Source organism: Streptomyces sp. NPDC052064 (assembly GCF_055585925.1).
In genome coordinates this window covers 709,610-722,305 of the sequence record NZ_JBVJJE010000004.1, presented here as the reverse complement: position 1 = coordinate 722,305, position 12,696 = coordinate 709,610, and the positions used below count along the sequence as shown (strand labels likewise).

At 70.1% G+C, this 12,696-nt stretch carries 14 protein-coding genes and 1 pseudogene; 9 read left to right on the top strand and 6 right to left on the bottom strand.

The window, feature by feature from the left end:
- Window positions 1-444, top strand: a pseudogene (locus ACZ6TU_RS14470) (MFS transporter); the annotation flags it as partial.
- 248 nt (window positions 445-692) lie between these two features.
- Here the strand turns inward: ACZ6TU_RS14470 and ACZ6TU_RS14465 are convergent.
- Both ACZ6TU_RS14465 and ACZ6TU_RS14460 read right to left on the bottom strand, forming a co-directional pair.
- The gene (locus ACZ6TU_RS14465) at window positions 693-2,144 is read right to left on the bottom strand and encodes an alginate lyase family protein (protein WP_469548477.1); all 1,452 of its coding nucleotides are present in this window, start codon (window positions 2,142-2,144) and stop codon (window positions 693-695) included.
- Between the two features lie 343 nt (window positions 2,145-2,487).
- Window positions 2,488-2,790 (bottom strand): hypothetical protein, encoded by a 303-nt coding sequence (locus ACZ6TU_RS14460; protein WP_467667974.1) that lies wholly within the window; start codon window positions 2,788-2,790, stop codon window positions 2,488-2,490.
- A 211-nt stretch (window positions 2,791-3,001) separates the two neighbouring features.
- Between ACZ6TU_RS14460 and ACZ6TU_RS14455 the strand changes: the two genes are divergently transcribed.
- From ACZ6TU_RS14455 to ACZ6TU_RS14420, 8 genes are all read left to right on the top strand, one after another.
- The gene (locus ACZ6TU_RS14455; RefSeq protein ID WP_467667976.1) at window positions 3,002-3,424 is read left to right on the top strand and encodes an Hsp20/alpha crystallin family protein; all 423 of its coding nucleotides are present in this window, start codon (window positions 3,002-3,004) and stop codon (window positions 3,422-3,424) included.
- A gap of 155 nt (window positions 3,425-3,579) precedes the next feature.
- Window positions 3,580-4,077: a DUF2267 domain-containing protein gene (locus ACZ6TU_RS14450; protein ID WP_467667978.1), complete on the top strand. Its 498-nt coding sequence runs from the start codon at window positions 3,580-3,582 to the stop codon at window positions 4,075-4,077.
- A gap of 410 nt (window positions 4,078-4,487) precedes the next feature.
- Window positions 4,488-5,717, top strand: coding sequence for a GNAT family N-acetyltransferase (locus ACZ6TU_RS14445; protein WP_469548430.1), 1,230 nt, complete (start codon window positions 4,488-4,490; stop codon window positions 5,715-5,717).
- A gap of 237 nt (window positions 5,718-5,954) precedes the next feature.
- Entirely contained in the window at window positions 5,955-6,341 is a 387-nt protein-coding gene (locus ACZ6TU_RS14440) for a VOC family protein (RefSeq protein WP_469548427.1), read from the top strand.
- 154 nt (window positions 6,342-6,495) lie between these two features.
- Window positions 6,496-7,002 (top strand): DUF6624 domain-containing protein, encoded by a 507-nt coding sequence (locus ACZ6TU_RS14435; protein ID WP_469548425.1) that lies wholly within the window; start codon window positions 6,496-6,498, stop codon window positions 7,000-7,002.
- A gap of 154 nt (window positions 7,003-7,156) precedes the next feature.
- The gene (locus ACZ6TU_RS14430) at window positions 7,157-7,570 is read left to right on the top strand and encodes a hypothetical protein (protein WP_467667986.1); all 414 of its coding nucleotides are present in this window, start codon (window positions 7,157-7,159) and stop codon (window positions 7,568-7,570) included.
- Window positions 7,571-7,738: 168 nt separating this feature from the next.
- On the top strand, window positions 7,739-8,350 hold the full coding sequence (locus ACZ6TU_RS14425; RefSeq protein ID WP_467667988.1) for a TetR/AcrR family transcriptional regulator: 612 nt from the start codon (window positions 7,739-7,741) through the stop codon (window positions 8,348-8,350).
- Complete coding sequence (locus tag ACZ6TU_RS14420; RefSeq protein ID WP_467667989.1) at window positions 8,347-8,757, top strand: DUF6069 family protein; 411 nt, start codon at window positions 8,347-8,349, stop codon at window positions 8,755-8,757. Before ACZ6TU_RS14425 ends, ACZ6TU_RS14420 begins: the two co-directional genes overlap by 4 nt.
- Here ACZ6TU_RS14420 and ACZ6TU_RS14415 read toward each other — a convergent pair.
- The 4 genes from ACZ6TU_RS14415 to tgmB all read right to left on the bottom strand — a co-directional run bounded on the left by ACZ6TU_RS14415 (window position 8,747) and on the right by tgmB (window position 12,694).
- Entirely contained in the window at window positions 8,747-8,896 is a 150-nt protein-coding gene (locus ACZ6TU_RS14415; RefSeq protein ID WP_467667991.1) for a hypothetical protein, read from the bottom strand. The genes ACZ6TU_RS14420 and ACZ6TU_RS14415 overlap by 11 nt on opposite strands.
- 369 nt (window positions 8,897-9,265) lie before the next feature.
- On the bottom strand, window positions 9,266-10,438 hold the full coding sequence (locus tag ACZ6TU_RS14410) for a serine hydrolase domain-containing protein (protein ID WP_467667992.1): 1,173 nt from the start codon (window positions 10,436-10,438) through the stop codon (window positions 9,266-9,268).
- A 74-nt stretch (window positions 10,439-10,512) separates the two neighbouring features.
- Window positions 10,513-11,709, bottom strand: a complete 1,197-nt coding sequence (tgmC, locus tag ACZ6TU_RS14405) for an ATP-grasp peptide maturase system methyltransferase (protein ID WP_467667994.1) — start codon at window positions 11,707-11,709, stop codon at window positions 10,513-10,515.
- Window positions 11,687-12,694: an ATP-grasp ribosomal peptide maturase gene (gene tgmB / locus ACZ6TU_RS14400; RefSeq protein WP_467667996.1), complete on the bottom strand. Its 1,008-nt coding sequence runs from the start codon at window positions 12,692-12,694 to the stop codon at window positions 11,687-11,689. Before tgmB ends, tgmC begins: the two co-directional genes overlap by 23 nt.
- Between the last annotated feature and the right edge of the window lie 2 nt (window positions 12,695-12,696).

Genomic DNA, 12,696 nt, shown 5'->3' with positions numbered 1-12,696 from the left:
CTCAGCGCGAGCACGCTGACGGCATGCTGGTGCGCGGTGCTGTTCTTCGCCTCGGCGGGCGCGTCCAGCGCCTACCTGACGGTCTCCGAGGTCTTCCCGATGGAGACCCGCGCCATGTCCATCGCCTTCTTCTACGCCATCGGCACGGCAGCCGGCGGCATCAGCGGCCCGCTCCTCTTCGCCGACCTCACCGGCACGGGCAAGGTCGGCGACACGGTCCTCGCCTTCCAGATCGGCGCGGCGCTGATGTGCCTGGCGGGCCTGGCGGCGGCGATCCTCGCGGTGCGGGCGGAACGGCGGTCCCTGGAGGACATCGCCACGCCGCTCACGGCAGCGGCGGACGAGGCGGGCCCGACGAGCCCGACGGGGCGGGACAAGGAAGACGGCGCGTACGCCTCCGGCTCGGGGCCCGGCTCGACGGGGTCGAGGACGGCGACAAGGTAGGAACGCACCGCGTCTGTCTGGAGCGGCCAGGGCTGCCCCAGCTGCGGGCAGCGACGGCGTGGGGCTCACCTGGCTGCGAGCCGCCCCGGCTGTCCCAAGCCGCGGGTGGCCGCAGCCGGCTCAGCTGCGGGCAGTCGTGCCGCTGGGGGCGGCGCCCGTCCCACAGAGAGCGGCACCCCGCCAGCGCGGGCGAGCGACCCCACCCGCGCCCGGGGCGCACGCCCGGCACCTTGGCAACGTGCCGGACGCTACTCGGCCCCACCCCGTCGCACCCGGCCCCGCCGCCGCAGCAACAGCAACCCACCCGCGACAGCGGAAACACCCGCCGCAGCGGCCCAGCCGACCAGATCTTCCGTTCCGGTAGCAGCCAGGTCACGATCCCCGTCAGACGAGGGCGACGCGCTCACGACCCCCTGCGGCCGCGCGCCCCCGCCCGAAGCAGCACCGGACGGACCCGCACTCGGCACCGCCCCCGCACCCGGCTCCACCCGATCCCGAGTGAAGGCCAGCGTGCCAAACCCAAGTTGGTCGTAACCCCCACTGTTGGGCCCGTAATCCCCGCCCCCACCCTCCGGCGCGGCCTTGGCCGCCGCACGCGTCACATACGACGCCGACAACCCCCGCCGCTTGGTGTAGTGGTTCGCGATCATCGCCCAGATCGGACGGGTCATGGCCGGATCCACGCCCGCGGCCGCCGTCGCGCTCTCACTCCCCGACCACCCCCCGATCGCCCCCTTCCTCCGCGTGTTGGCCGTATAAGGCACATCCCCGCCCAGACTCCACTTCGCCACGTACTGCGCCCCCTTGAGGAAGCGGCTGTCGTCGTAGCCGTAGAGATCGATCCCCTGGTTCCAGGCCATCTCGCAGACCGTGCCCATCAGCCCGACGCCGAGCAGCGCGTGCCCTTGGTCCCGCCCGGCCTCGACCCACTCGGCGAGCCCGTCGTCGCGCACGACGGGAATGGCGTGCTTGACGGACCCCATGCCGTCCCCGTGCTCGAAGTACTCGACGGCCCGGTCGACCACGGCGCGGTCGTCACAGAAGATGCCCGTGGCGAGCACACAGGCGATGGCCGTCAGGTCCCAGTTGGGCCAGTAGTTGGTGACGACGGCGCCGTTGTGATCGCTCAGGAAACTGTCGCTGAGCGGATGGAAGACGTTCCGCATCAGCTCCTGCGCGCGCCCGAGCTCGAAGTCACCGTGATCGCGTACGAGTTCGGCGGCGTTGGCGAACTGATAGCCGTACAACCCCGCGGCCAGGAACCGGTCGGCGGAGCCCTCGATCGACGTCAGCTTCCTCGACCAGGCGTTGAGGATCGCCACCGCGGTGTCGGCATGCGCGGTCTCGCCGCTGACGTGGTACCGCAGGGCGTTCTGGTAGGCGGCGTGGATGTCGTTGTAGAGGGCCGCGTAGTTCTGGGGCGAACCCGACCCCCGGTACACCGTCGCCTGCGGATTGGCCCGCCAGCCGCTCTGCGCGTGCCGGTTGGCGGTGAGCTTGGCGAACCCGGCCGTATAGGGTCTGGCGCCCGCCTTCACCTTGGCCGCCATACGGTCCAGGTCGGCACGGGTGTGCAGCAGCCCGGGGTGAGCGAAGGGGGAGCCGGCGGCGGAGGCCGGGCTCGCGAGCGCGGTCGTAGCGACGCCGGCGCCGACGCCCATGCCGGCGGCTCCGGCCGCCGCGCCCGCGGCCTTCAACATGCTCCGGCGGCTGATCTGTCGTGTCACGTTGTCGTACCTCAACGTCGTAAGTCGCGTTCCTGCGGGGGACGGTGAGGAGACGGCCGGACGGTAAGGCGATAACAAAAACTGCGCTATAGTTGATCTGCATCCGGTCGCCGGAACTCCGGCAGACGGACGATGCGTTGGTGGTCCAAGGAAAGACGCCCCGCTTCCTGCGGGGAAATGCAGGTGCAAGGCCTGCCCGGCGCTCCAGACAAGAACCCCGGCCCTGGGTTTCAGGGCCGGGGTTCTTTGCCGTGCGCTCGACACTGCGGTGTGCTCGACGCGCCCCGGACGCCGAAGGTCCGGAGCGCAGCTCGACTCAACCGCGCCGGTCGGCGACAACCCAGGACGTCAGGCCCACGGCCCCCGCCACCCCGAACACGGCAGGCCAGGCACCCACCTTCTTGGCCAGCGGATGGGACCCGGCGAAGGCGGCGACATACGCGGCCGACAACGCCCCCGCGGCCACCCCGCCGGCCTGCTGCCGCCACTGCCGTGCGGCCGCGGCCCCGGCGACGGCGAGCACCACCCCGCCGAGCGGTCGCTGCCTGGTCCAGCGGGCCACGCCGTACCCGCCCACGAGCCCGCTCGCGGCGATCAACGCACTGGGAACCTTCGCCATACCTGCCTCCTGCTGCTCCTGCCCCGCTGGCGATCCCCGAGGTTAACTCCCCAGGTCGGGGGCGCACGCGCCGGGGCGCACGAAGGCGCGTTGCCCGAGAGCGCGCGAACATGAGTCTAGGCTTGTCAAGTTTCCGGCTCCGAGCTATATAAGAAGACGAAGAACGTAGGGCATCGCACCGACAGCGTCTGAAAGAGAGGAGTGACCAGTGATGCTCATGCGCACGGACCCCTTCCGTGAACTCGACCGGCTCACCCAGCAGGTCTTCGGCCCCGCCACGCGCCCGTCGGCGATGGCGATGGACGCCTACCGCTCCGGGGACGACTTCTTCGTCCACTTCGACCTCCCGGGTATCGACCCCGAGACGATCGAGCTGGACGTCGAACGCAACGTCCTGAACGTCCGGGCCGAGCGCAGGTCCCCCGCCCCCGAGGGCGCGGAGCTCCTCGTCGCCGAACGTCCCACCGGCAGCTTCACCCGCCAGCTCTTCCTCGGCGACACGCTGGACACGGAGCGCATCGACGCCGCGTACGAGGCCGGCGTACTGACCCTGCGCATCCCGGTGGCCGAGCAGGCCAAGCCGCGCCGCATCCAGATCACGGGTGGCGACAGGCCCAAGCAGCTCAGCGGCTGACGGCGCGGCACGCACGTACCCACGCACCCACGAGGGCTGCCCCGAGGACGTCCCACCCGTGGGGCAGCCCCACCCCCCCCACTCCCACACCCCGCGCCGCCGGAATCCGATCCCGGCGGCGCGACGCAGGACCGGATCCGGAGGAAGACCCGCACATGAGCGTGACGACGGTGCCCACTGTGACGACTGCTCTCACGGCCCCGAAGACCCTGATCCCCGTCCCGCCCCGCAACCACGACACCCGAGGCGACGCCAACGCCTGGACCCGGTTGATCGAAGCGGTGCGGGAATCGGGCCAGTACCCCACCAGGCCGGAGGCGGAGCGGGTCACCCGTATCGTCCTGTCCGCCCTCGGCGGTCATGTGATCGGCGACGAACGGGTCGACCTCGCCCGTGCCCTGCCCGAGGAGGCCGCCAGGGTGGTCGCCTCCCAGATCCCGGCCACGCGCCGGCTGACCGCCGCGGAGTTCGTCGACTCCGTCGCGGCCCGTATCGAGGGAGCGACCCCCGCCACGGCCCGCTGGGACGTCAGCTCGGTCCTGAGCGTGCTGCCGCCCCTGGTCGGCGACGACCTGGTGACCCGCATCCTGGCCCAGCTCCCCGCCGGCTACGCCCTCCTGTTCGGCCGAGCGGACCTGAGCCCGGCGTCGTAGGCTCCTGATCCGCGTACGACGTCCCGTACGCAGTACGGCACTCTGTGCGACGGCCACCTCTTGGACGAACGGGAGGTGGCCGTCGGCCAGCCGGCCGACGGGTAGCCGGCCAAGCCACCGACAGGAACCGCTACTTGACCCGCACGAGGTCCGCAACCCTCGCCACCCCCGACGGCACGCACCTCGCCCACAGAGACCACCACCAACGCCCACGACGGGACGCCGGCGGCGGAGATCACCGCTGCCGAGCCGGCCATGGCGACTCACCACGGTCCGGGCTGGGACCAGGCTGTGCTGTGATCGGCCGCGGGCCCGGCCGTAATTCGCTTGCCCTGGCCACCGGTCAACGCTGCACTGTGGCCAGACACCACGAGTCGTGGTGCCGGTATGTCGAGGAGGCAGCGGCGGCAATGGAGATTCGTCCCACGACCGATGAGGATCTCGACGTCTTCGTCGACACAGTCCATGCCGCGTTCGGGCACTTCCCGGAAACCCCGATCGAGGGCGGCGGGCTCTGGTGGTCGGCGCTCCAAACGGACCGCTGCCTGCTCGCCCTGACGGCGGACGGGCGGCCCGTCGGCACCGCCGCCGCGCACTCCTTCGAGCTCACCCTGCCCGGTGAGACCCTCGTCCCGGCCAGCGGGGTGACCGCCGTCGGCGTCCTTCCCTCACACCGGCGCCAGGGCGTGCTCACCGCGATGATGCGGCATCAACTCGCCGAGTTGCGGGCCCGCGGGGAGTTCCTCTCCGTACTGCTGGCCTCCGAGGCTCTGATATACCGCAGGTTCGGCTACGGACCGGCGACCTACACCGCGCAGCTGACGGTGCCGCGCCACAAGGCCGCCCTCGCCGTTCTCCGGGCACGCGGAGTGGCCGACGCACCAGCGACCGGCTCGGACAACGGCTCGGTCGAGGTGCTGCGTCGTGCCGAGTGCGGAGAGATTCTGGAAGAGGTCTACGACCGGTATCGCCGCGCCCAGCCCGGCGCGCTGTCCCGGCCGCATCGCTGGTGGGCCTTGCGCGCGGGGCAGCCCCCGATCTCGCCGGCGCCGCGCTACGTCGCCGTTCACCGGGACGCCGACGGCGTCCCGGACGGGTACGCCAGCTACTCGATCGAGTCCGGCACCCTGACGGTCGACGAGACCATCGCCACCGACGACGCCGCCTTCACGGCCCTGGCCCGGTTCGTACTCGGACACGACCTGGTCTCCCAGGTCGTGTTCAAGCACGTCCCGTCCGAGCACCCGCTGCGCTGGCAGTTCGCGGACTTCCGCGCCGGCGAGGTGAGCGGCGACATGGACTGGCTCTGGGTGCGGCTGCTGGACGTCCCGCGTGCGCTGACCGCGCGAGGCTGGTTCACGGACGGCGAGCTCGTCCTCGACGTCGAGGACCCGTTCCTCGGTGAACACGGCCGCTACCTGCTGACCGTCCAGGACGGCAAGGCCGACTGCGTCCCGACGGATCGGGAGCCCGACCTGTCCCTGGACGTGAGCGACCTGGGCTCGGTCTACCTCGGCGGCACCGCCCCGAGCACGCTCGTGCGTGCCGGACACGTCCGGGCCCACCGCCCGGGCGCGGCCACCCTCGCTGACGCCCTCTTCCGCGCCGAGCGCTCCCCGCACTGCCTGCACTGGTTCTGACCGCGCGCTCGCCGACCCTGCACGAGTTTCGTCAGCCGGGCTGCACCGACGCGGCCCACGACGTCCACCTGGACCAGCCGGACCGCCTCTACGAGGCGATCAGGGCCTTCATCGCCTGATCCTGCGACCTCAACGGAAACCTTCCCGAGGGCGGGAAACAGTTCGACAGGGCCCCGTCTCCCCGCCCATCCTGCGGTGACGCACCGACACACCCAACTCGCCCGAGGGAGACGACCGTTGAACCCCACCATCCGTCACATCACCGTCGACTGCACGGGAGAGCCCTACGAACTGGCCCGTTTCTGGGCCGAGTTACTCGGCCGTCCGATCTCCGACGAGGACAAGCCCGGCGACCCCGAGGTGCTGATCGAGTTCCCGAACGGGGCCCCCGGCCTCCTCTTCGTAAGCGTCGAGGAAGGCAAGACAACCAAGAACCGCATCCACTTCGACCTCCGGCCCACAGGCCGCACCCGCTCCGAGGAGGTCGAACGCGCCGTGACCCTCGGCGCCCGCGTCCTGACGGACCGCACCCTCCCGAACGGCAGAGGCTGGGTCGTCATGGCCGACCCCGAGGGCAACGAGTTCTGCGTCGAACGGGGAGAGCAGAACCGGGTGGAGGACTGACGTCAGGACGCTCTGGTCTCCGGGGGGGGGAGATCCATTATCGCGGCACGCGGAGGCGCCTGTCACCGTTCTCCAGAATGATCTTTACGCCCGATATGCGCCCGTAGGCTTGCGGGGGGGGGCACAACACACCTAACGGAACCGGGAGTTGAGAGTGGCGCACGACGTTGCCGCGCTGGCGGAGGAACTCACGGCCATGGCTGTGGCCGATCACCAGTCCTCGGTCCACGCGAACAGCGATGACCCCGCCGAGCAGCTGACGTGGCGTCGGCTGACCGCACGGCACGGTGACCGGCTCAGCGAGATCATGGACGAGTACGGCTGGCCCACGGCAGAACTGGTCGGCGAGGAGGCCGCCCGCGCGGCGTGGCTGATCGCCCAGCACGCCGACCGGCAGCTCGACGTCCAGCGACGCGCCCTCCACCTCATGCAGCAGGCGGTGTCGGCAGGTTCGGCAGGCCCCCGCGAGCTGGCCTTTCTCCGCGATCGCACGCTGGTCAACGAGGGTCGCAAACAGCTCTACGGCACACAGATCGCCGGCGTGAAGGACGGGTCACCGGTTCCGTGGCCCTGCGAAGAACCCGAGCGCATGGACGAACTCCGCGCGGAGGTCGGCATCGAGCCCTTCGACGAGTACGTTGCCAAGTTCTCGACGTCCTGACGCCGGTCGCCCGCTGGTGTCACCCGCTATTCGACCAACACCTGCCGGAAGTCGGTGAAGAGCCTTGTGGCGCAGTACCCGCACGCGACGTATTACGCCTTCCGCACCTGACGGGAGCGGACACCGCTCATGGTGGCGTCGCCTCGGGCTGCTCATGGCGGTGCTCTGCGCCGTACTGCTCACCGCCTGTGGCGGCGGGGACGGCTCTGCTTCCGCGAAACCCGACCTGGCGGACCAGGACCGTTTCCTGCACGACTACGTACGGTTCCTCAACACATCGGACGAGGCGGGACTGGACGGGCTGCTCGACGCCCACCCTCAGGGCTCCGAGGACGCCCGCGCCCGGATCAAGGCGTACGGCGGACAGGACTGGGACGTCCGGTGGACGCGCGCATCTGACTTCGCGGGCGTATGGAAAGTGGACATAACCGGCACCGCAGGTAACAAGAATCGACCCGTCCGTGTCACCGAGACCATCACCTGGGAGAAGGCGAACTGGGTGATGACCCCACTCCCGGGTGTCGTACCGACCCCACCGGACGCGGCGGGCACCGAACCGCCCGGCTGAGCGCATCCGGGCCCGGCGGTGTCGCGTCCTGACATGGCCGCATGTTCCGAGGCGTGGTCATACGCTCGGTGGACGAGCAGACCACACTCTCAGCCACCGCTGGAAAAGTGAGCGGAGTGAGTCCTCACTCATTGACGGAGTGAGGACTCACTCCATACTCTCGTGGTCATGACAGCACCTGAGGAAAACCAGACCACCCGCCGCCGCGCCCCCGCCATGTCGCCGGAGCAGCGCCGCGAAATGATCATCCAGACCGCGATCCCGCTGATCGCCGAGTACGGCGCCGCGGTGACGACCGCGAAGATCGCCCGCGCCGCGGGCATCGGCGAGGGCACGATCTTCCGGGTCTTCGCCGACAAGGACGAGCTGCTACAGGCCTGCATGGCCGAGGCGCTCTCCCCCGAGCACGCGGTCCGCGAGCTCGACGCGATCGACCTATCCCAGCCGCTGCCCGACCGGCTCGCGGAGGCGGCCGAGGCGCTACAGGCACACATGTCCAGGATGGGCGCGATCGCCGGCTCGCTGGGGCATCGCGGCGGCAAGCACCCCGGCACGGTGCGCGGCGCGGGCCGCAACGAGTCGACGACCCGTATCCGCGTGGCCCTCGCGGAGCTGCTGGAGCCCGACAAGGCCGCCCTGCGCCGGCCGCCGGAGCAGATCGCGGCCCTCTTCTTCGGACTGCTCTTCACCCAGCCGCGTACGGAGGACGAGCCCGACCTGACCCCGCAGGAGCTGGTGGAGGTCTTCCTGAACGGGGCGCTCTCGGGGAGCGCCAAATGAGCACACGACGAAAGCGCCTGGGGGTTACGGCCCTGGCCGTCCCGGCCCCCGTCCTGGTGTGGCTGGTCGCGGACCCACTGCTGGGGCACCGGCTGCGGGTCGCCGACGGCGAGCAGACGCTCGACATCGGCGCCGTGCCCGTGGCGGTCGTCGCACTGCTCGCGTCGCTCTCCGGCTGGGGACTGCTGGCCGCCCTGGAGCGGTTCGGGGCACGGCGCGCCCGCGCCATCTGGACCGGAGTGGCCGGCGCCGTACTGGCCGTGTCCTTCCTGCCGTTCATCGGCGACGGCATGGACGGCGGCACCCGGATCTCCCTCGCGCTGATGCACCTGGCGGTGGCGGCGGTGCTGCTCTCGGGGCTGGGCGGCAGGTCCCCCGGGGCGGGAGCCGGTGCCGCTAGGGGGTGACCGCCAGCACCAAGTACGCCGCGAACAGCATCAGATGGAGGCAGTCCCGCCAGAGCGTCGCGCGGCGGAGGATGACCGTCAGAGTGCTCACCACGATCGAGATGAAGAGCGATACCTGGTGGGTCGGGCCGAGGCCCATTGGCGATTCCGGGGCGAGCGTCAAGAGCGCCCTGCGGGCGTCGGCTTCGCCGCTCGCCCGGCGACGAGGTTCTTCGCTGCCGGGCGAGCCTCATGACCTGACACCGGTTCGCGGCTACCACCACTCACCGGCAACCCGGCGACGGCCCCGCACCCCACCCCAACCGCCCCCGCCGCCCCACCCCTGGGCCGCCCAGTCCGGCAGAAACTCCGCGGTGGAGGGGCGAGTGTCAAGAGTGAAGCGAAGCGCAATCGGCGAAGCCGGCGCCCGAAGGGCGCTCTTGACACTCGCCCCGCAACCGCCAACCTCGGAAGAACCGGGCGGCCGTGAGTACGTCACAGCCAACGTGATGGTCACAGACCTGGTCTGCTACGCCAGCGACTTGCGCACTGCCTCAACCAGCGACGCCGCCCGAACATCGTCGTGCCCCCCGATGATGTGGTTCATCACGTAGCCGAAGGCGATGCCGTGCTCCGGGTCGGCGAAGCCGAGCGAGCCACCTCGACCGGTGTGACCGAACGAATTCGGACCGGCCATGGCGTTGGCCTCGGTAGGCAACATGTAGCCCAGACTGAACCGGCTCGGCACCAACATCACCTGGTCGACCCCGCTGATCTGCTCCGCGGTTGCCAGCGCAAGGGTCCCAGGACTGAACAGACGCACGCCGTCCACATCACCGATCAGCGCGGCGTACATACGCGCCAGTCCGCGCGCGGTGCCGATCCCGTTGGAGGCCGGGAGCTCCGCAGCCTGCACCTCGGGCGAGTTGAAGTCGATATCAGCCGGATCTGTGACGGCGAACGCCCTGTTGCTGAACGAGTTCGGATCACGCCAGGCGGCAACCATGTCGCGGAGTTCATCGGGGATCGATTCCGGGGGAGCGGCGGTGAGGTCGACCTCTGGCTGCCTGTACTCCATCCTGCTGACCCGCTTGCGTTCCCTCGAGGGCAGCCCGATGAAGAAGTCGAGCCCCAGAGGAGCCGCGATCTCCTCAGCGAAGAAACGCCCCGGCGTGCGGCCCGACACCCGCCGGATCACTTCACCGACCAGCCAGCCCCAAGTTCTGCCGTGATATCCGTGCGCTGTACCCGGTGCCCACAGCGGACGCTGAGCAGCCAGTGCGGCCACCATCGGCTCCCAGGCCAAGGCCTCGGACAGTGGCACCGGCCGGTCCAGAGCCACCAGACCTGCCTGGTGAGCCAGCAGCCAACGCACCGGGAGGTCCGCCTTGCCGTTCGCGGCGAACTCCGGCCAGTACTTCGCCACCGGAGCGTCCAGGTCCAGCACGCCGCGCTGGACCAGCAAATGGACTGCGGTCGCGGTCGCCCCCTTGGTCGCCGAGTAGACGAGCTGCAGAGTGTCCCGTGCCCACGGGCGACCGCTGTCACCGTCGGCGACCCCACCCCACAGGTCCACAACCAGCCGGCCACCCCGATACACGCACACCGCTGCTCCGATGTCCCCGTGCCGGGCGAAGTTCGCTGCGAACGCCTCACGCACCGGTTCGAACCCGGCCGCGACCTCACCGTGGATCGTCGTCATGCCGCCCATCCTGGCGTGCTGGCCGTCTGTTCCGAGGAAGAGTTATCGCGGGAGCTGCCCTGTGTCAGGGCGTGTCAACTGGGCAGCGACAGCCCCTGCATGTTCGGGTGCCGCAGGAACTGCCCACCGCCCCAAACGTGCAGCGTGAACGTCTCGGGCCCCGGCCTGCCCGCGGCGTCGAAGGCGTCCAGTACTCCCTCGACGCGTTCCCACAATCTCACCGGGCCGCCCTCACGTACATCCCAAACACCGTCGCCAGAGGTGAGAGTGGCTGCGGATCCACTCATGACGTCGACCAGGTGTACGACCTCCCCGACGGTGACCAACTGGGCTCCCGGAACGGCACATTGCGCGAGAAACCGCAGCTGGAACGCCTCCTCCGTCGCGGCCATGAGGCGCTCCGGACCGTGCCGGGCCGTCCTGGGCATGTCCGGCAGGCCGGCGGCCCAGTGGGCAGGGTTGCCGAACGACGGCGCGGCATGGGTTCGGGCGGCCATGAAGGAGACCGTGCCTGGCAGCAGTGCCCCCTCCGCCGTACCGTCCCCGGCGACGGTCAGCAGGACACGGGCGTACCCGTAGAGCCACCCCGACAGAGTGAGCAGGATCTTTCCGCCCGGCCGGGTCTGGGTGAGCAGGGCGGGCGGGACGGCGCGGAAGGAACAAGCGGCCACGATGCGGTCGAAGCAGGCCTCGGGCCAGTACCCGTACAGCCCGTCCGCCACGGCGAGCGTCGGGTTGTAGCCGCAGCCGTACAGCGCGTCCGCTGCCGACTCCAACCGCCGGGGGTCGACCTCGATGCTGGTGACATCCCCGGAGTCGAGGCGTTCGCAGGCCAGTGCGGTCGAGTAACCGGTCCCGGTACCGATCTCGAGCACCGTGTGCCCCTCGGCCACGTCGGCGTCGGCCCACATGCGCACCACCAGGGACGGCAGCGTGGATGACGAGGTGGGCGCTCCACCATGCCGGACCACCGGGGCCTTCCAGTCGGGCTCCTCACCGTCGAACTGGGTGATCAGCGTGGTGTCGGAGTACGCGGCCGCCAGCCACCGCCCGTAGTCCAGCTCGGCGGTGACCGGTTCCCACACCGGCAGTCCTTGCCTGTCGCGCTCGTCGGCGAGCAGGTAGAAACCGGGCACGAAGCGGTGTCGCGGCACTGCTTCCACTGCCGCTCGCCAAGCCGGTTCCACTAGGCCACCGTCTCGGGCGAGGGCATCCGCCATGGCTTCGCGTAGGCGGACCGCGTCGGTCTCAGGGTCGGCGGGCAACGCCATGACCTGCCGCCTCCTTCCGTACTTCGGTGCTCAGAATGTCGGCGAACGCCTCGGCGATGTCCGGGGCGTCCGGCAGCCAGCCCCACTGCCCGTTCGGGTTGCACTCGATGGCCCACCAGTCTTCGGGATCGTCCCCGTCCCCGGTGAGCGCGAAGTCGAAGCAGCCGAAGACCAGGCCGAAGGAGTCCAGGTACTTGTGCAAAGCGGCCTCGATCGCGGCAGGGACGGCGATGGGGGCGTGCACCAGCTCGTCCCAATCCCCCCGCCGCCAGTCGAGGGCTCCGTCCGGCGCGATGATCCGCTGGGCGAAGACCCGACGGCCGACCACGGTGATCCTCACGTCCCCGCTCTTGGGAATCTCGGCCTGGAACATGTGCGCGGTCACGGCCAGTGTGTCGTCGAAGGTTTCGGGCTCCACGCGTTGGGTCCAGATCGCGCCGGTGTGGCCGTCATCGCTGCGGGGCAGCCCGCGGAACGTCTTGTAGACGACCCGGCCGTGGTCGGCGGCGAACTTCCTGGCCGCCTCCGCCTCGTTGGTGACCAGGGTGGGCGGAACGCGTAGCCCGAGTTCGGCGAACCTCTGCAACTGGACCGGCTTGAAGTCCGCATGGGTCACCGCGTGCGGATGATTGACGTACAGCGCCTCGTGCAGGCCGTTCAGGATACCGCCGAGCCCGTGCCTGGCCTCGGCAACGGTGAAGTCCCGTTGCTGCTGCGGTAGATGTTGGAATCGGGCGGTGTACAGGGTGGGGCGACGGTGGTAAACCGCCGTCATATCCCTCACGTCCACCTCTCGACTCGACGTGCGCAGCCGCCCACCCCAGACACGGGTGTCCGGGCCGATACGGAATCCGAAGGCCAGCTCGGGCCCAATGTCGGCGGGATCGACGCGCACGACGGGCACTTCGCGCTCGTTCAGTGCCTTGATGACACGGTCCGCTGTGAAGTCTTCCAACGCGGTGACGACCAGGACAGTAGAGGTCATCG